This is a genomic window from bacterium (assembly GCA_030690305.1).
Lineage (GTDB): Bacteria > Patescibacteriota > Minisyncoccia > Phycocordibacterales > JAGLPS01 > JBBUCK01.
Window position 1 is genome coordinate 135,624 of the sequence record JAUYHB010000020.1, and the last position, 19,756, is coordinate 155,379.

The 19,756-nt window shown below is 43.6% G+C and carries 17 protein-coding genes; 12 read left to right on the forward strand and 5 right to left on the reverse strand.

The annotated features are described in order from the left end of the window. Positions 1–83 precede the first annotated feature (83 nt). A complete protein-coding gene (locus tag Q8O71_02515) occupies positions 84–1,700 on the forward strand; it encodes a glycine--tRNA ligase (protein MDP2705247.1) in 1,617 nt (538 codons plus the stop codon). Between the two features lie 64 nt (positions 1,701–1,764). Here Q8O71_02515 and Q8O71_02520 read toward each other — a convergent pair whose 3' ends face one another. Continuing rightward, on the reverse strand, positions 1,765–2,094 hold the full coding sequence (locus tag Q8O71_02520) for a hypothetical protein (protein MDP2705248.1): 330 nt from the start codon (positions 2,092–2,094) through the stop codon (positions 1,765–1,767). A gap of 180 nt (positions 2,095–2,274) precedes the next feature. On the opposite strand from Q8O71_02520, the gene Q8O71_02525 reads away from it, so the two are divergent. From Q8O71_02525 to rpsR, 7 genes are all read left to right on the forward strand, one after another. After that, entirely contained in the window at positions 2,275–3,549 is a 1,275-nt protein-coding gene (locus tag Q8O71_02525; protein ID MDP2705249.1) for a pitrilysin family protein, read from the forward strand. A 53-nt stretch (positions 3,550–3,602) separates the two neighbouring features. Continuing rightward, a complete protein-coding gene (locus tag Q8O71_02530; protein ID MDP2705250.1) occupies positions 3,603–4,670 on the forward strand; it encodes an AI-2E family transporter in 1,068 nt (355 codons plus the stop codon). 3 nt (positions 4,671–4,673) lie between these two features. Next, positions 4,674–6,134, forward strand: coding sequence for a methionine--tRNA ligase (metG, locus tag Q8O71_02535; GenBank protein ID MDP2705251.1), 1,461 nt, complete (start codon positions 4,674–4,676; stop codon positions 6,132–6,134). Further along, positions 6,131–6,925, forward strand: coding sequence for a TatD family hydrolase (locus Q8O71_02540; GenBank protein ID MDP2705252.1), 795 nt, complete (start codon positions 6,131–6,133; stop codon positions 6,923–6,925). Before metG ends, Q8O71_02540 begins: the two co-directional genes overlap by 4 nt. Before the next feature lie 98 nt (positions 6,926–7,023). Further along, positions 7,024–7,509 carry a 30S ribosomal protein S6 gene (locus tag Q8O71_02545; protein MDP2705253.1) on the forward strand — a complete coding sequence of 162 codons (486 nt, stop codon included), beginning with the start codon at positions 7,024–7,026 and terminating at the stop codon, positions 7,507–7,509. Positions 7,510–7,566: 57 nt separating this feature from the next. Further along, positions 7,567–8,022 (forward strand): single-stranded DNA-binding protein, encoded by a 456-nt coding sequence (locus Q8O71_02550; protein MDP2705254.1) that lies wholly within the window; start codon positions 7,567–7,569, stop codon positions 8,020–8,022. Between the two features lie 5 nt (positions 8,023–8,027). After that, positions 8,028–8,228, forward strand: a complete 201-nt coding sequence (gene rpsR, locus Q8O71_02555) for a 30S ribosomal protein S18 (GenBank protein ID MDP2705255.1) — start codon at positions 8,028–8,030, stop codon at positions 8,226–8,228. A 189-nt stretch (positions 8,229–8,417) separates the two neighbouring features. Here rpsR and Q8O71_02560 read toward each other — a convergent pair whose 3' ends face one another. Genes Q8O71_02560 through Q8O71_02575 form a run of 4 tightly spaced genes read right to left on the reverse strand, consistent with a single transcriptional unit; the run spans position 8,418 to position 12,601 of the window. Beyond that, positions 8,418–8,981 carry an elongation factor P gene (locus Q8O71_02560; protein ID MDP2705256.1) on the reverse strand — a complete coding sequence of 188 codons (564 nt, stop codon included), beginning with the start codon at positions 8,979–8,981 and terminating at the stop codon, positions 8,418–8,420. 50 nt (positions 8,982–9,031) lie between these two features. Then, positions 9,032–10,051, reverse strand: a complete 1,020-nt coding sequence (gene recA / locus Q8O71_02565) for a recombinase RecA (protein MDP2705257.1) — start codon at positions 10,049–10,051, stop codon at positions 9,032–9,034. Next, the gene (locus Q8O71_02570) at positions 10,011–10,400 is read right to left on the reverse strand and encodes a hypothetical protein (protein MDP2705258.1); all 390 of its coding nucleotides are present in this window, start codon (positions 10,398–10,400) and stop codon (positions 10,011–10,013) included. Before Q8O71_02570 ends, recA begins: the two co-directional genes overlap by 41 nt. Beyond that, positions 10,397–12,601: a DNA translocase FtsK gene (locus Q8O71_02575; protein MDP2705259.1), complete on the reverse strand. Its 2,205-nt coding sequence runs from the start codon at positions 12,599–12,601 to the stop codon at positions 10,397–10,399. The genes Q8O71_02570 and Q8O71_02575 overlap by 4 nt, the downstream gene beginning before the upstream one ends. A gap of 232 nt (positions 12,602–12,833) precedes the next feature. Here Q8O71_02575 and Q8O71_02580 point away from each other — a divergent pair, with 232 nt between their 5' ends. The 4 genes from Q8O71_02580 (at position 12,834) to rplJ (ending at position 19,730) form a co-directional block, all read left to right on the forward strand. After that, the gene (locus Q8O71_02580; GenBank protein ID MDP2705260.1) at positions 12,834–13,637 is read left to right on the forward strand and encodes a hypothetical protein; all 804 of its coding nucleotides are present in this window, start codon (positions 12,834–12,836) and stop codon (positions 13,635–13,637) included. Positions 13,638–14,321: 684 nt separating this feature from the next. Beyond that, on the forward strand, positions 14,322–17,873 hold the full coding sequence (locus Q8O71_02585) for a peptidoglycan-binding domain-containing protein (protein ID MDP2705261.1): 3,552 nt from the start codon (positions 14,322–14,324) through the stop codon (positions 17,871–17,873). A gap of 174 nt (positions 17,874–18,047) precedes the next feature. Then, positions 18,048–18,740 carry a hypothetical protein gene (locus tag Q8O71_02590; GenBank protein ID MDP2705262.1) on the forward strand — a complete coding sequence of 231 codons (693 nt, stop codon included), beginning with the start codon at positions 18,048–18,050 and terminating at the stop codon, positions 18,738–18,740. Positions 18,741–19,241: 501 nt separating this feature from the next. Then, a complete protein-coding gene (rplJ, locus tag Q8O71_02595) occupies positions 19,242–19,730 on the forward strand; it encodes a 50S ribosomal protein L10 (protein MDP2705263.1) in 489 nt (162 codons plus the stop codon). The last annotated feature ends 26 nt before the right edge of the window (positions 19,731–19,756 follow it).

The following is a 19,756-nucleotide window of genomic DNA, read 5'->3' on the forward strand; positions in this document are numbered from 1 at the left end:
CTACGCTAGGCAATGACACCCCTGTCCACTTGTGAAATCGGAGGGAGAACGTAAAGTTAATGACTATGGCATCGGAGACACTAATGGAAAAAATAATATCCCTTTCAAAACGCCGTGGTTTTATATACCAAGGCTCCGAAATTTATGATGGACTGGCGGGAACGTGGGACTACGGACCTTTGGGTGTGGTTTTGAAGCGCAATATCGAATCTTTATGGAGAAAGCAGTTCGTGGATGAAAGAGATGATATGTATGAGTTGGAAAGTGCCTTGATTATGAATCCGAAAGTATGGGAGGCTAGTGGGCATGTTGAAGGTTTTTCCGACCCTTTGGTGGAGTGTCAGAAATGTAAAGAGAAATTTAGGGCAGATTATCTAATAAACACAGCATCGGATCTTGAGGCGGTAAAAAAAGAATGGTATAGACGTGCAAAAAAAATTGATGATGAAATTCAAGCATTACCCTCTTTTAAAGCAAAAGAGGTCTTTCAGCAGTTCGATCCTATTTTAGAGAAAATAAAAGATGATAAAGAAATTACTTCTGAGCAAAAAATTGCTTTTAATAAAATCTACATAAGAGCAATCAATCATGCCATAGAGGCAAACGAAGCAAAGATGGAAGTTATAGAGAAAAAGATGGATATTTTGAAAGAATTAATAAACTCAGAAAGTTATATTGGCTTAGTCTTTCATGATTATTTAAACCGATTTGTATCATGCCCAAGATGTAGAGCGCAAGAAAAATGGAAATCTCCAACTGCTTTCAACATGATGTTTGAGACCCATATAGGGGCCGCACAGGACGACGCTTCCATGACCTATCTTCGTCCGGAGACCGCACAGGGAATGTTTGTTAATTTTAAAAATATTATCGACTCGTTTCATCCGGAATTACCGTTCGGTATTGCTCAAATAGGGAAGGCCTTCCGAAACGAAATCGCTCCCCGCGACTTTATGTTCCGTTCGCGCGAATTTTCGCAGATGGAAATAGAATATTTCGTCCGGGAAAATGAGTGGGAAAAACATTTTGAAATGTGGCGCAAGGAAATGCTTTCATGGATGGGACGCATCGGACTGTCACCCGCGTCCGTTCACGAATACGAAGTTCCTGCCGAAGACCGTGCGCATTACTCCAAACGAACGATTGATTTTGAATTTGAGTACCCGTTCGGAAAGAAAGAGTTATACGGCCTTGCGTACCGCACCGATTTTGACCTCAAAAATCATATGGAAAAAAGCGGGGTGGATTTGCGTTACTACGATGAAAAAGCAAATGAGCGCTTTCTCCCGCACGTTATCGAGCCCACCTTCGGCATTGACCGAACGGTTATGGCTGTTCTTGCCAGTTCGTACACCGAAGATGAGATGGGGGAGGAGAAACGGGTAGTGTTGAAGTTTCCGTACACCCTTGCCCCGATTAAGGTGGCGGTCTTTCCTTTGCTTAAAAATCGCCCCGAACTCATTGAAAAGGCAAAAAGCGTATTTGCGAAAGTTAAACAAACCATTCCCTCGGCTATTTTTGACGACAATGGCAATATAGGAAAACGATACCGAAGGCAGGACGAAATAGGCACGCCGTTTTGCGTTACCGTTGATTTCCAGACGCTTGAGGACGGAACCGCAACCGTCCGGGAAAGAAATAGCGGAAAACAGGAAAGAATTTCGATTGACGAACTCTCGTCTTCCTTAAAAGCTGAATAGTATATAAAAATAAAGGGCAAAAGCCCTTTTTGGAATAAAAAAACGGCCTTTTAAAATCTGATATTTAAGGCCGTTTTTCTACCTTCTTTCTACCTTTTGAAATGTTCCACTTTTCACGGAACGCCTTCGCACCTCCGTTTGCGATATAATGTTCCGTAAAATCATCCAAAGATGGAGGACGTCTGACTCCGAAATTCCTGAACTCCTCCCAGGTAACATGCTTGTTGAAATCCGAGAGAATTTCCCTGCTTTGAGATGACAGGAATTCCTCGAATTCCTCTTTAGGTACTTCTCCCTCCTCCTTTATGTTACACAACGCGTGTTGCTCCTCGATCTGTGCTCTGATTTTTTCGGCGAGCTTGCGTTCTTCCAGGGGCAGGTCAATAAGTTTCATAGAGCCACCTCCTTTCTGATGATAAATTCTATATTAAGAACATATTAAAAAACAGAGGCTAACTGTTCACTTCTACCTTTAATTATATCATTATTTTACATAAAGTCAATGATTATTTTCTCTAATCAAGGCCCTAATATATGCTACAATCGCCATTACGCTTCTAATATTTTTTAGACCATGAAATTTAATCAAACCACTCTTCCAAACGGACTCAAAATTATCACTATTCCTTTGCACGATGCCCCTACGGTAACCGTTTTGGTCATGGTTGAAACAGGTTCGAAATACGAAACAAAAAATATAAATGGATTGTCGCATTTTCTCGAACACATGTGTTTTAAAGGAACAAAGAAACGCCCGAGTGCACTTGTCATCAGCCACGAACTCGACGCCCTCGGTGCTCAGTCAAACGCGTTTACTTCACAGGAGTTTACCGGATATTTTGCTAAAGCGCACAAGAAACACTTTCTCACCCTGCTTGATGTTGTTTCCGACATTTATCTCAATCCGGTATTCAATGAAAAAGAAATTGAAAAAGAAAAAGGCGTCATTATAGAAGAAATAAACATGTATCAGGACATGCCCCAACGGCACATCTATGATTTGTTTTTTGAACTTTTGTATGGCGACCAGCCTGCCGGTTGGCCCATTGCCGGTCCCAAAGAAAACATACGAATTCTTTCCCGCAAGGATTTTATTGATTACCGCGCCGCTCATTATGTTGCCTCCGGAACCGCTGTTATTGTTGCGGGTAACATAAATGAAGAAGAGACAAAAGAACATATTGTCCGGCTGTTTTCCGCAATCCCCGCAACACCGAAAGAAGACAAAAAACCGGTTGTTGAAAAACAGGAAAAACCTGAAATTCTCGTCAAGCACAAAGACACCGACCAAACGCACCTGATGCTCGGAGTGCGGGCCTTCCCGATACATCACCCCGACGCTCCAACACTGCGGGTTTTGAGTACCATATTGGGTGGGGGAATGAGCAGCCGCTTGTTTCAAAAACTTCGTGAGCAGATGGGTGTTGCGTACTATGCCCGTTCGGAAGCCGATTTTTACACGGACCACGGCCATCTTGCGATTACAACTGGTGTTGATAAAAAACGCGTTGAGGAGGTCCTGTCAGAGATTTTGCAAGAACTTGACCGTTTGAAAAAAGAACCCGTGCCGCAAAAAGAGCTCGACAAAGCAAAAGATTACCTTGTCGGAACGATGTATTTGGAACTTGAATCATCAGATTCAATAGCGGAGTATTACGGATACCAGAACGCGCTCCGACGTCCTCTTCAAACGCCCGAAGAGTTTGCGGATAAAATAAAAGCGGTAACGGCGGAGGATATTATTCGCGTTGCCAAGGATATAATAACCAACTCTCGCCTCAACTGTGCGGTGATTGGAGACATTTCTTCTCCCGATATGCTTAGAGAAAAACTTGTTCTGCCTTCATAAAAGGCCATAGGCATTCTCTTCTCATCGCAGAAGAGCGGTGTTATCATAGCAATATGAATTCAAAAGACGTCACGGTCCACGTTGACGCGGGGAGTGTGGTAAAAGCTATCGCCATTCTTGCGCTTGCCTACGTGCTCTTCATCCTCCGCGACCTGCTTCTCGTTATTTTGACCGCGGTTGTGTTTGCCTCCGCTGTTGAGCCAATAACCAAGTGGTTTGTGGGATATAGATTCCCGAGATTACTTGCGGTGATTCTGATTTATCTCGGCCTTGCCGTTTCCCTTACCCTTACGTTCTACCTTCTCTTTGTTCCGGTTCTCAACGAAGCCTCAAACGCGCTTTCTTCTCTGTCTCAGTACATCAGTACGGTAAATACCGACGCGCCCGTTGTTTCCAGTTCTTTTCTTGATGCGAATCCGGCAATAAGACAATTTTCAGGAAGTTTTTCTCTCAAAGAAATTGCCCAGCAAATCAACCTCGTGGTTTCAAACGTTTCGGGGGGCATTTTTAACACCATAAGTCTCGTGTTCGGAGGACTATTGAGTTTTCTCCTCATACTCGTGCTTTCTTTTTATCTTGCCGTTCAGGAAGACGGAATTCCCGTGTTTTTGAATATGGTAACGCCGGCGCGCCACCGTTCGTACGTCATAAGTTTGTGGCGCCGTGCCGAGAAAAAAATAGGTCTGTGGATGCAGGGGCAATTGGTGCTCGTTGTTTTGGTTGCGGTTTTAATTTACCTCGGCCTTACGCTTTTAGGCGTTGAGCATGCACTTCTGCTCGCCATTCTTGGAGGTATTCTTGAAATTATTCCGCTTTTTGGTCCGGTTATCTCATCTATTCCGGCAATTCTTACCGCCTTTTCCCAGGACGGCTGGTCGCTTGCCTTAATAGTTATGGGTCTTTACATCATTATCCAACAGTTTGAAAACCAGCTCATTTATCCTCTTGTTGTCAAAAAAGTGGTGGGAGTTCCGTCAATTGTTGTTATCCTTGCCCTTATTATTGGGGCTAAACTCGGCGGTTTTTTGGGGATTCTTTTATCCGTACCACTTGCGGCGATTTTGCTTGAATTTTTAAATGACCTTCAGCGCGACATGCTTCACCCGGAAAAAAACGCCTAAGTCATGGAATCACGAAAGCCTTTCTATATAACAACGACACTGCCGTATGTGAATGCAAAGCCTCATCTAGGACATGCGGTTGAGCTTGTTCGTGCCGACGTCGCAGCCCGACACAAAGCCTCTCTCGATTTTGACGTTTTTTTTAACACGGGTACCGATGAGCACGGACAAAAAATTGCGGAGATTGCGAAAAAAGAAAACATCGATACGCAAGTTTTTGTTGACAAAATGGCCGAACACTTCAAGGAGTTTTGCTCCGCTCTTGCGGTGGGAACGGGGGACTACACTTTTTCGTTTATACGTACAACCAACGCACAGCACGTCTCTGCCGCGCAGGAATTTTGGCGACAAAGCAAAGAAAAAGGTTTTATTGAAAAGAAAAAATATACCGTTAAATACTGCGTCGGGTGCGAGCTTGAAAAAACGGATTCCGAGCTTGTTGACGGACGATGTCTTCTACATTCCAATAGGGAAATAGAATTAAGGGACGAGGAAAATTATTTTTTTAAATTCTCCTCATTTCAAAAACAACTTCTTAATTTGTATCATAGCCGTTCCGATTTTGTTGTACCCGCGACACGTCTCAATGAAATAGAAGCGTTTGTTTCCCGCGGACTGGAAGATTTCAGTATTTCCCGCCTCAAGGAAAAAATGTCCTGGGGCATTCCTGTGCCCAATGACCCCGACCACGTCATGTATGTGTGGTTTGATGCACTCGTTAATTACATTTCCGCGATAGGCTGGCCGCAGGACAAAGAAAAATTTAATAAATGGTGGAATGAAACCGGGGGTGTTGTGCAATACTGCGGCAAAGACAATCTGCGCCAGCAGGCGGCCATGTGGCAGGCTATGCTTATGTCTCTTGGTATTACTCCTTCAAAACAAATTGTCATTGACGGCTTTGTAACCGGAGAAGGAGGAGTAAAAATGTCCAAGTCACTTGGTAATGTCATAGACCCGCTTGAAATCGTGAAAGAGTACGGCACCGATGCCCTCCGCTATTACGTGCTCCGAGAATTGCATCCGTTTGAAGACAGTATTTTTACTTCTGAAAGGTTTAAGGAAACCTATAATGCCAATCTTGCGAATGGCCTCGGTAATTTGGTCTCCAGAGTAATGAAAATGGCCTCAACCTATAACATAAGACTTCCCAAAGACGCAGTAGCTGGGCAATCACCTGAGTTTGAGAAAAAAATCAACAGTTTTGATTTAAAGGGAGCAATGGATTTTATTTGGGCCGCCCATATTATGTATGATGACGCATACATACAAAAAGAAGAGCCATTTAAAAAAATAAAAACTGACCCTGAAAAAGCGAAAATAGATATAGAATTCTTACTGACCGATTTATTTACCATTGCTAATCATCTCTCATCATTTATGCCTGAAACCTCCAAAAAAATACTATCTCTTCTCAAAGAAAATAAAGCGCCTGAAACCCCACTCTTTCTCCGAAAGCAATGAGGCCCGATTTTTTCGATATACATTCTCATATTCAATTACCCGAATTCGATTCCGACAGAGATGCGGTAATACAGCGTTTACGCGAACAAAATACGTGGACTATTACTGTCGGCACCGACAAAGAAAGCTCAAAGAAGGCCGTAGAATCAACACAATTGTTTTCCGGCATATTCGCTGCAATCGGCCAGCATCCAACGGATGATTCGGAGGCAATATTTGACGAATCTTTTTATTCACAACTTGCCACAGACCCTAAAACGGTTGCCATAGGGGAGTGTGGACTCGATTATTTCCGTGCCAAAGACGATTCGCGTGAGGAAAAAAAACGGCAGAAAGAAATCTTTGAATCGCATATTGAACTTTCTCTTACACACAACAAACCCCTCATGGTTCATTGTCGGGATGCATACGAAGACGTGCTCGATATTCTTGAACTTAGACACAAAGAAGCAGGGGGGAATTTGAAAGGCAACGTTCATTTTTTTGCTGGTAACGTGGACATTGCGCGCAGATTCCTTTCCATCGGTTTTACATGCTCATTTACCGGAGTTATCACGTTTACCCCGGACTATGACGAAGTCATTTCCTACATACCCCTTGAATCAATCCTTTCGGAAACTGACAGTCCGTTTGTCGCTCCTGTGCCGTTTCGGGGAAAACGATGTGAGCCATCTTTTGTTTCATATGTTGTTGAGCGCATCTCACAGATAAAAAACATTTCTTTGGACGAAGCAAAAAAAGCCATGGTTGATAATGCCTTCCGGGTTTTTCCCCTTTCATCCCTACACTAGAAGCTTTTTCTTGCGAGAGAACTGGCTTTATGATAGTCTTTCTCCTATCTTGGCTCTTCCGCCTACGCAAGGGTAATAGAGATTAAAGATAAAAAATTATGAAAAAAGAACAACCAGAAAACGCTGAAAGCATGCGAATATACGAGGTTGGTTACAGTCTCATTCCGACGCTTCCGGAGGAAAAACTTTCTGAAACCGTACTCGGTATAAAATCAGCCATTGAAGAAAAACGAGGCGTTCTGATTTCGGAAGATTTTCCGAAAATGAAAGCGCTTGCCTACACATTAAGCAAAACGTCAGCAGGAAGACGGGAGCACTTTACCCACGCATATTTCGGATGGATGAAATTTGAACTCTCACGTGACGAAGTAACCTCGCTCAAAGAAAAATTACAGAACGACCCCCTTATTGTGCGTCTTATCCTTATTGAAACAGTACGGGAAAACACACTTGCCACATTGCGTACCCCTTTAATCAGAAAAACGGAGGAGCCTAAAAAAGATATGCCAAAGCAGGAAGTTTCCCAGGAAGAGTTGGATAAAAGCATAGAAAAACTTGTCGGTGACGCGAAAACAGAAGCGTAGACAGAGAAAATAAAGGGAGATATAGTTAAAACGTCATTCAATCAAAAGACTTAGATTATGTATCTTAACAAAGCACTTCTTATCGGAAACCTTACGCGTGACCCTGAAATGCGCTCGCTCCCATCGGGAGTTAAGGTAACTTCTTTTTCTCTTGCGACCAATCGCGTATGGAAAGATAAGGATGGTAACCGCCAGGAAAATACCGATTACCACAACATTGTTGTATTTGGGAAGCAGGCTGAAACAGTTGCCCAGTATTTGAAGAAAGGAAGTTCCGCCCTTGTTGAAGGGAGAATGCAAACCAGAAGCTGGGATGCCCAGGACGGTTCAAAAAAGTATCGAACAGAAATTATCGCAGACCGAATTCAGTTTGGTCCGCGTAGAGAGGGAGGCACTCCTGCTCCCACTACGCCAGCATCGAAAGACAAGGAACCTCAGCCGGAAGCAGAGGCTCCCGGAGGAGGAATAGATTATCCGCAAGAAGAAATTAACCCAGACGACATTCCATTTTAACCAATATGAAACAGTGTTTTTTCTCACAAAATAATATAAAGCACATCGACTATAAGGATATAGAAATCCTCAAAAAATTTCTCAATCCCCACGGCCGACTGCTTTCCAGTAAAAAGACGGGAGTAAGCGCCAAGAATCAACGCAAGCTTTCTATGGCAGTGAAGCGTGCCCGATATATGGCATTATTGCCTTACGTCTCTCACTAAAAAACGCCCTTAGGGGCGTTTTTTGCTTTACATAAATAAAAACACTGTTTTTTACGCGGATTTCTCTCCCTCTTCCAGTTAGAGTGAAGAATCTCTTTTTCAGAGACTAGCGAGCGCGACGGCGCGAACTCGAGGAATTTTCTAGTAGGAAAATATCCGTACTCTGAAAAAGAGATTACGAACGGCCTTTTATGATACACGTTCCGCGTATTCTCCGGTCTCGGTGTTCACTCTTACAATGTCTCCTTCTTTTATAAACAGGGGAGCGCTCACAATAACGCCCGTTTCAAGAGTGATTTGCTTGTACGCACCTTGCGCGGTATTTCCTTTTACCGCTCCGGGGGCTTCCGTGACTTTCAGTTCCACCTTCATAGGTATATCAACACCGATAATGTTTTCATTGAAATAAATCCCCGTAACGATGGAATTTTGTTTCATAAAACGTATTTTATCTCCGACAAGATTTTCTGAAAGGGTAAAACGATTACTTGCATCATCTTCTTTGCAGAACCAATGCTCGCCCTTATTGCTGTACAAAAATTTCAAATTTTCCTTTTCCACCTCCGCCTCCTCAACTTTTTCGGATTGGTGAAAAGATCGCTCAACCACTTTTCCCGAAAGAAAACTTTTCAGCTTCGTTTGATTGACGGGCTTTCTTTTTTGCATGCGAAATACGCGTGACGAAAGAACCTCAAACGGTTCACCGTCAAGAATGATGAATTTTTTTACGCCGATTTCGTTATATGCCAACATAAAATATAAACCCGGTTAAGGCTCTAGCATAGTCATAAAAGACTTATGCGTCAATATCCTTCCGCAAGTCTCTTTTTAATTTCCGAAAGAAGGCTTTTTGAGACAGTGGCGTTTTCCTTCAAAAATGTCCGTGTCGCGTCATACCCGCGTCCAAGTTTAAGGTCTCCGAACGAGTATCCTCCCGCGGAGCTTTTCTCAACGAGCTTCATTCTCTCTCCGAGGGCGATAATTTCACCCTCCCTTGAAATCCCTTCGTTATACATAAGGTCGAATTCCGTCTGTCGAAAAGGGGCGGCCACCTTGTTTTTTACCACTTTTGCCCGAATGCGCGAGCCCATGACTTCCTCACCTTTTTTTATCTGAGCGATACGGCGGATATCAATGCGTACTGACGTGTAGAATTTGAGTGCCTTGCCTCCCGGTGTTGTTTCCGGATTTCCGAACATCACACCAATTTGCATTCTGATTTGGTTGATAAAAATAACGATTGTTTTTGTTTTAGCGACAATGGCTGTAAGTTTGCGGAGTGCTTGGGACATAAGGCGGGCCTGCTTGCCCACATGATACGCCCCCATTTCTCCTTCAATTTCATCTTTAGGCGTAAGGGCTGCAACGGAATCAATGACGATAACGTCGATTTTCCCCGAACGAACAAGACTTTCGACAATTTCAAGAGCTTGCTCTCCCGTGTCGGGTTGTGAGATGAGAAGCTCGTCAATTTTCACTCCGAGGCGTTTCGAGTATTCCGGATCCATAGCATGTTCGGCATCAATAAAGGCGCAGATACCCCCTTGTTTTTGCGCTTCGGCAATCACATGCAAAGAGAGTGTCGTCTTTCCCGATGATTCGGGACCAAAAATCTCAACGATGCGTCCCCGGGGCAATCCTCCGACACCAAGGGCGGCATCGAGCCCGAGAGAACCTGTTGAAACGGAATTGACGTTTACCTTGGGTTTTTCACCCAACATCATAATGGCTTCGTTACCGAACTTTGTCTTAATGCTTTTTATTGTCTCTGATATTGCAATATTATCCTTCGCTACCTTTTGTTTGCTCGTTTTCTTTATCATATTCTTTCAGAATAAGTTCTAAAAATGTTTCCTTGACTCGTCCGAACCTGTCAGACCCCGAAAACTTAATTATATTATAGCCTGAAGACAAAAGCAGTTTCTCCTTAAAAAAACCCTCCTCGTCAATAAAGATGGGTCTGTCATTCAACTGTATGGAGGAGATGTTTTTACTCGTACCCCAAATCTCAACAAGGGGAGAGGCGAACGTGGCGCCATTTATAGGGGAACGCACCGAAAGTATCGGCCCCTCAATAAGGCTTTGACCTTGATGAAACAAGTATATGGCCAAGACAAAAACCGCTACACAGCCGGCAAATACCTTTAATAAAAATAAACCCCGCGCGCTCATACGGTTTCTTCCCCGTTAGGGGGGAGATTTTGGTTTTCTCTGGAAAGAGGTTCGAGGACCTCACGTGGCTTGGCACCGTCGCCCGGACCAATAACACCTCGCTCTTCAAGAATATCTATGAGTCGCGCGGCGCGGGCGTAACCGACGCGGAGTTTTCTTTGCAAATAGGAGGTGGAAGCCTTTCCCGCTTCCAAAACCACTTCCCGAGCCTCTTCGTATAGGGGATCGTCTTCATCATTCTCCAAACTTGCGTCAAAGATTGAATTTCGCGTGGTTTCATTTGAAAAATCTATTTCGGAGGGTAGTGCGTCTTTGTATCCGTCTTTAAGGTAAGAAACAGTTTTCTTGACCTCGCCCTCTGAAATGAAGGCGGACTGAAGACGAACCGGTTTTGACATATCCCCCGAGAGATACAGCATGTCTCCGGCACCCAAAAGTTTTTCCGCTCCTCCGCCATCGAGAATGGTTCTGGAGTCTATCTGTGACGAAACCTGTAACGCGACACGCGTGGGGATGTTTGCTTTGATGAGTCCCGTAATGACGTTTACGGAAGGCCGTTGCGTCGAAAGAATCAAATGTATACCTACCGCCCTGCTCATCTGAGCAAGTCGCACGACGGCCGCTTCAAGTTCTCGCGGGTACGACTGCATAATATCGGCAAGTTCATCAATGACGATAATAATATAGGGCATGAGTTCGGGCAGTTTTTCTTTTTCCGCACCGTCCTGTTTTTTGTTTTTCATCTTCTCAAGTTCGGGTTCGAGAATATTTTTATGATACGACTCAATGTCGCGTACAGACTCCGCTTCCAGAATGTCATATCTTCGGTCCATTTCCTTGGCGGCCCACTTGAGGGAAAGGATAGCTTTTTTTGCTTCGGTTACGACTGGGGTAAGCAGATGGGGGATACCGTTGTACAAGGTCAACTCAACGCGTTTTGGGTCAATCATTATGAACTTCAGGTGCTCGGGGGCGTTCCTAAAGAGAAGAGAGTTGAGAAGCGCGTGGATTGTGACCGACTTACCGGAACCTGTCGCACCTGCAATTAGAAGGTGAGGCATTTTTGCCAAATTCGCAAAATGAGACTTCCCCGTTACTCCTTTACCCAAAGCCATCAACAAAGATTTTCCGGAAGACTGAAATTCTTCCTCGGAAAGCAACGAACCCAAGCCTACAATTGTTTTGGTTGTATTCGGGATTTCAATGCCGACAAGTGATTTTCCTGGAATGGGTGCTTCAATACGCAAGGGGTGAGCGGCAAGAGCAAGAGCCAAATCGTTTTGTAGTGCGACGATACGCGACAACTTCATTCCCTCTGCCGGCTTCAGAGCGTATCGCGTAACGGACGGCCCGATTGAAATTTCATCCATCTCCACTTGAATGCCAAAATTTTGCAACGTACGTTTTATAATATTGGCATTTGCTTTAATGTCTCCAACGCCCGGTTTTCCTCTGTCCCTTTCAAAGATACTCAACGGTGGTGGGGAATAGTCCGCAAGACTGAATGCGGTTGCTCCGACGGCGAAGCCATCTTCCTCCGTTTCTTTTTCTTTCTTCGCAGGCTTTTGTTGCTCGATTTTTTCTTCCAGTTTCTTGCCGTTCATCTGATCTTCATTGCCGGGAAGATGTATTTTTTCATTTTCCTCTTTCGATAATACTCCGACAGTGTCTTCTTCTTTTTTCTTCATAAAGTATCTCCAGAAAAACAGCGAATCAACCGTAAGGACAATATTGAAAAGAATAATGAGGGAAATAACGCTTAAGGCAAGAAGGAAAATGAATGAGGCATACACGTCAAAAAGAGAGATGAGAGGGGAAGATACCACGTTACCCAAAAATCCTCCCTTGCCTTCGGCAACAATATTAATGAGGCCAAGACCGGAGAAGGTAAGCAGTAACGCTCCAAGAGTTTGGGAAAATGCAAAACTTTTTTTAAGGGATTTAAGAAAAGAAAGTGACAGAAGAATACATACAATCGGTAAAAGGAAATAGCCTATGCCTGCAAGTTTGGTGAGAAGTGTGTAAACCGCTTTACCCGCGATTCCTGCCGCGTTATTCCCTGACGAGCCGTGGAAAGATGCAAGGGCAAGAAAAATACCCATGGCAAAAAAAACAACGGCAAGTATTCCCTGGATGATTTCATCTTTTAGTCCTGTCTCTCCTTCATGTTCTGTACTGGATTTCTTCTTTCTTTTTGCCATACAAAGCGGGACTCCCAAATCTTAATTTTTAAATTGTAACATATAGGGACGCAAACAAAAATTCCCGAAAAACCTTATTTTTCAACGTTTTAACGGTCTTGACATCTTGTAAAAAGACATAAAAAGACACTATTTACTTTCCCAATTCAGTGGTGTATAATAAAAGACAAAGTTATTTCTTTTTATAAAAGACATTTTATATAAAAGACAAAAATATCTACAATAAAAAACGATGAATCCCGAAAAAGACATTAACGAAAAAAACAAGGAATTATCAACCATAATCTCCGAAAACAATGTTTCTATAAAAGACAGGGATATTTTTTTTATATATAAAAAAATTGAAAAAATAGTCGCGGCTCTGTATCTTGTGACTACCGTCCTTGAAGATAAAGAACCGGTGAAATGGGATATAAGACAAAAATCCCTTGAGCTTCTTTCGTTTAATTTGCATTTAAAAGACAGTTTTATATCGGAAAGAAACCGAATGTTGCCAATCTTGAGAGACCTGTGCGATACCATTCTTTCGTATCTGTCCATATGCTATGTTTCAGGCTTAATTTCTGAAATGAACTTCTCGATTTTGAAGAAGGAAATTTCGTTCTCCTCAGCTTTCATAACTGAAAACCTGAACAAAGAAAAACGCCTTTTGGCGAGCGACTTCTTTTCTGTTGATGTCCCCAAGGACATCGAAAAAAGGGTTCAAACTGATGTAAAAGACAGTTTCCAATATAAAGGACATAATTTTGAATCTAAAAAAGACAGTACAGAAGGTAGTTTGGGTCGCAGACATAATTGGACTCCGAATGAGAAATCTTTCCAAGGCTATCCTTCTTTTACGTCAAAGAAAAACGACAGAAAAAAGAGCATAATAGAAATTGTGCGGGTGAAAAATGCCGTAAATATAAAAGACGTTTCATCGATGATTAAGGGGTGTAGTGAAAAAACAATACAGAGAGAGCTGCTTGCTTTGGTAAAGAGTGGTGTCCTTAAGAAGGATGGGGAAAGACGTTGGAGTGTCTACTCTCTGCGGTAAGTGATTGTCCGTCCGGTTTTTGTACCTAAAACGTTGACTTTTTTGATAAAACCTCTATATTTTCCTCTTATGCCGATTTTCGGGAAAGCCTGGAAATTGAGTTATCAACAGAGCCAGTTTTGCAGGCCTATTTCAGAACGACTATAATAGCTAGTAAGGAAAACAACCAGATAATGTAATATTATCCGATTGTTTCCGTTTTCACATTTATAGCCGACTGAACCAGCATATACACAAATAACCTTTAAACATAGCGTTTGCTTGTTTTTTGTGTTAGACTGCACCATTAAGTCATGTGTGCAGAAAGGTTGGAGTTTATGACGGAATGACCGGAAGAAAAAGAACGTTGAAAACTGAATAAAACCAACAATTAAGTTTTTTGCCGAATGACCTTGTCCTTTTATTGATGCTTACGAAAGAAACTCGGTTCTCACTTCTACCAACTAAGTCTATCCGGATCGTGTCGATACATATGAGACGGATAGGTTGGATTAAAGCAAAGTCATTACGGATTTAAAAAGATCGTCGAAAAAATCTTTTGAAAATCCAGAAATGTAGTATCAGCGCGGGAATATTGTCGATACAAAAATTTTCCGTGTTGAAATATTTTCTCTGCGAACATTATTAGCGATTTATTAAATTAATTTGCGGAGGAAATTCACAATTAAAAGAAATTACCAAATCATGCAAAATATTCACAAATCTAAGACCGCCAAATTGGTCTCAGGTTTGGCAGCGTTCTCAATGGTATTGAGCGTTGTCGGATTCGTTCCGGCTTCAGCCGCTACCGTTGAAGAGCTTACTGCTCAAATCAACAGTTTGCTTTCAACGATTGCATCGTTGCAATCACAACTGTCAACAATATCAGGCGGATCTTCAACAGTTGGTTCATACACCTTTACCAAAGACCTCAAAATGGGGGATACCGGTACGGATGTCATGAATCTTCAGAAGGTTCTTAACGCAGATGGAGTTGATATCGCTTCTTCAGGACCTGGTTCTAAAGGAAACGAAACTTCATACTTCGGTGCTCTTACAAAGGCAGGTGTTACAAGATTCCAGAACAAATATGCTTCTGAAATTTTGACACCGCTCGGTCTCATAAATGGGACCGGATATGTGGGAGCAGCGACTCGTGCCAAACTCAACACAATGGGTGGCGGTACGGTAATCGTTCCTCCGACAACATCAGGAAGTGCGGCAGTTTCAACAACTGTCCAGCCTTCAGCATCACTTGCTGTTTCAGGCGCGAGCCGTATTCCCTTCACAAAATTCGTAGTCACAGCAGGAGCTTCTGACGTTACAATCAACAGTGTTGTTGTTGAGCGCGATGGACTCTCACACAACGCCGTTCTTTCAGGAATCCTTCTTCTTGACGACCAAGGAATTCAGCTTGGTGTCGCAAAGACTCTTAACTCAAACAACCAAGCCACAATAGGTGAGGCTGTTGTAGTGAGGGCTGGCACATCAAAAACCTTTACTGTCGCCGGAAACACAACTGATATCGCCACCATGGCAAGTTACGCCGGTGAAGTTATCGGTTTGAAAGTCGTTGCGGTTAACAGCTCAGCCACCATCTCAGGCTCATTGCCTATCACTGGTGCATACCACGTAACGAATGCAACTCTCTCGATCGGTACCGCAACATTTGCAGTATCATCGTTTGACCCGAACGCGGCTTTAAGTAAGCCGGTCGGCACATCAGACTACAAGTTTTCAGGTGTCCGCATCACAGCGGGATCTGCTGAAAAAATCCGACTTTTGTCGGTTCGCTTTAACCAAGGAGGTTCAGTCGCAGCGACTGACCTTGCAAACATTAAAGTCTACGTTGACGGAGTAGCATACGCGCCGGTTGTTTCAGCCGACGGTAAATACTTCACGGTCAGCCTAGGATCAGGTCTTGTGATTGATAAAGGATTCTCAAAAGATATCTACATTCAAGGAGATATCGTTGGAACTAACGCATCAGGACGAACGATTCAATTCGATATCGAAAAGAATACCGACGTCTATGTTAGTGGTGAGACCTACGGATACGGAATTATCGGTACAAACCCGAACGGTACTACAAACACGTCAGCGTCAACAGCATCAGAATTCGTTGGTGCTGCCGCCGACCCCGGAACACCGTTCTTTAGCGGTTCATTGGTAACCGTTACAGCCGGTTCCGCAACTACAATTGCAAAATCAAATACAGTTGTCTCACAGAACATTGCAGTCAACGTTCCTAATCAAGTCCTTGGAGGATACGAAACAAACTTCACAGGTGAAGGTGTTTCAGTCGGCTCAACAAGATTTGCCTTTTCTACTTCATCTGGAGTTACTTCAGGTGGTGTAATAACAGACATAACTGTTGTTGACGAAAACGGTGCGGTTGTTGCAGGTCCGTTAGATGCGACTTTGGCAACGACATACGGAGGAAGCCAGTATGTGACCTTCACGGACACAATTACTTATCCTCTCGGAAAGCACATATTTACTCTCAAGGGTAAGCTACCTTCAAGCTACGCTAATAACGGCACAGTTACCGCCTCAACCACACCGGCCGCATGGTCAACCGTTAAAGGCATAGTGACGGGAAGCACGGTTACTCTTACCGGAGTGGCGTTCAGTATGAACACCATGACGATAAAGACAGCCGCGCTTACTGTGAGTGTCGCTTCAACACCTTCTGCTCAAACCATCTCTGCCGGTGTTCAAGGATTTACCTTCGCGAACTACCAGCTTGATGCCTCGGCTTCAGGTGAAGATGTGCGATTCTCATCGATTCCTCTGTTGATGGATGTCACAACAATGTCAGCCGGAGAAATGACGGCATGTCAATTGTTTGACGGAACAACAGCATTGAACAACGGTTCAAACGTTGTAAACAGTTCAAATGATGGTTCAAACACCACGTTCACTTTCGACGGTCCGTACACAGTTCCGAAAGGAACAGTCAAGACTTTGGCGCTTAAATGTAATGTTGCCACTTCAGTATCTACTGGAGACACAGCTACATGGGGTATTACCGCCGGCGCTTCAATGACTGTTACCGGTGTCACATCAGGTGCTGACGTTTCCGAATCAGTTTCCGGTTCAACAGGTCAATTGATGACCGTTGCAACTGGCTCATTCACCGTTGCCCTTGACACATCAAGTCCCGGATACTCTCTCGTTTCGGCTGGTTCATCAGGAGTTACTCTTGGAGTACTCAAAGTTCACGCCAATAACGAAGAGTTGTCACTTAAGGAATTGACCCTACAGTTGACATCAACCGCTTCTTCAACAAACGCCGACTTTGTCGGAAACCTAATCACGATTTGGGATGGAGCAACGCAGGTTGGTTCAGCAGTCTTCCAGGGTTCACTCGCTTATGCAACTTCAACATTGGATGTTACCCTTCCGAAAGACACAGACAAACTTCTTACCATAAAGGCTGACCTTTCACCGGTAGGAGTTTCTCAGCCGGGAACACCGGGTGCCTTCATCAAGGTTAACTACGATGGTTGTGCAGCAGCCGCAACGTGTCACACACGTGCGCTTAGCTCAACGGCAGGATTTATCGGCTCAAGCTCTACCGCGGACACGAATGTTAACGGAATCAGAGTCTTCAAGTCATATCCTACGTTTGCTAAGCAGACAGTTCCTTCAACCTCATTGGTTTCTGGAACAGAGATGGATCTTTACAGATTCAGCGTCAAAGCTGCTTCAACAGGAAGCATCGGTATCTACCAGTTCACTGTAAACGTTGCGACGTCAGCATCACCTGCTTCAGCGTCCTCAACGGTGACCGGATTGAAGGTTATGGCCTACACTGACAGTTCATACAGCTCTCCTGTAAACGGATTCAATCCTGCAGGACAGTTAAATGACACAACCAACGGTCTAGTAGACAGTGGCAACACGACAGTAACAATGAGTGCTTCAACACAGGGTCAGGATTACCTCCAGATTCCTGCGGGAGCAACCTATTACTTCCGTGTTCTCGGTACGATTACCTTCGCTAACAGCCCGACGGCCGCATCAGTTGTCACAAACATTCAAGGTGACGCAGCGTATCCGTTGATGTACGAAGCAACAACGTTCCAGTTGGCAAGTTCAACAAACGCCGTTGCGTTTGGTACGGATGATGATTTCATCTGGTCACCGAACTCAACTACGACGAACGACACCGACGAAAACGCTTGGACAAACGGATACTATGTTCCTGGCCTCGGAGCTTCGAGCATGGATTCTCAGACATTGACCAAATAATAACGAGCCCTTGTGATCTGCCTCTCTGCCTAGCAGAAAGACAGATGCTCGCAAAAAACCCGCCTTTCGGCGGGTTTTTTGTTTGGTCGGATTCCATTTGCATTTAATTTTTTTTTTCTTACAATGAAAGCTATTAACATTTTGTTACCCTCACTGCGCTAGGTAATAATTCATATGCAAAAGAAAAATATCCTTTTTACTGGTTTCGTCTCCTTGATTGTTGTTGCCGTTTCAGCTTATCTGTTGTTTTCGTGGTTTTCCAAGAAAAATGATACCAAAGAAAACAATCCTGACTCCCTAACCCCCGGTATAGGAGTCGGAGCCTTTGATGCCGAAGGTAATCCGATTGACATCAGTACTGTTCCGACTACGATTGACCCAAAAACATTGCCGCCTGCACCGAATATGGGCGGACCTATTACATTTCCGAAAGGATATCCAAAAGAAAACCAACTGACAGTCATTGAAAAAATACGAAATTTACAAGAGACGGTGGAAAAAAATCCCGCGGATGTTACCAGCTGGATTGAAATCGGTCTCTACTGGAAACTGCTTGAAAATTACACAAACGCAGAAGCGGCATGGCTGTACGCTACCAAGCTTACCCCCGGAGACTACGTAACATTGGGTAATCTCGGAGTGTTATATGGATACTACATCCATGATTTTGCCAAAGCGGAAGAATATTTCCTTAAAGCACTTGAGCAAGGACCCGAACAAACATATCTGTACTTTCAGACGTCTGATTTTTACCGGGATGCGTATAATAACCTTTCAAAAGCGAAAAATATTGTCGACCGGGGAATTCTTGCCAATCCGAAAGATATGGAGCTCAAAGAACTTCGAACATATCTCGACACGCTCTAATGTTCGGCTTCGATAAAACATTTTTTCGGTTCCTCTGGGGATTTCTCGGAATTCTCCTTATAAGTCTTGTTCTCATACTTCTTGCAGGCGCCTACAAAAAAGGAGGACAAGAAATTCCTGTAACTGGCGAAGAACAAACGGCACATTGACGCATTTGACCCATTCGACTAAGGCTCAGGGTGGTGAGCGAAGTTGAACCATAAACCCAAAACTTAGCGTCAACCCTGAGTAACATCGAAGGATTGACAAAAGGGGTATTTAGATTACACTCATTACTTGTAAGGCCAAAGACAGTAGGCGTTTGCCGGTAAGGCAAAATAAGCTCCTATCGAGGTCGCAGAAGTTTCCTCGGATGATTCCGGGAACATTTCTCCTCATCGGCCTTTCTCGGTCGATTTTTTATTTGCTAGCGAGTGGACAGAGTAAAAAATCTTTTTTACTCTCAAGCGAGTGACGCAAAAAAAGAATGTTTCAACTCTTTAATTTTCTCAAAATAGACATATGGCATTATCAAAACAAAAGAAGAAAGAAGTAATAGATTCTTTATCGATGGCCATCAAAACTGCCGCCTCTGTCGTATTCGTTAACTTTCATGGGATGCACGTTAATGATGAGACATCGATGCGCAGGGCATTGCGTGCCGAGGGAGTGACATATACGGTTGCAAAGAAAAGACTTCTTAAAAAATCTCTCGAAGGACAGGCCCTTACAGGCGACCTTCCTTCATTGGAAGGGGAGCTTGGAGTAGCATACGGGGCTGATATGATTGCACCGGCACGGGGAGTATATCAATTCCAAAAAAGTCTAGATAACAAAGTATCGATACTTGGAGGAATTTTTGAAGGAAAATTTCTCGGGAAGGAAGAAATGACTGTGATTGCCCAAATTCCGTCCCAAAAAACCTTGTACGCCCAGTTTGTCAATCTCATCAATTCTCCGATTCAGGGCCTTGTTATCGCTCTTGACGGTATAGCCTCAAAAAAGCAGTAAAATTTACCAATCTAAATATTATTTAC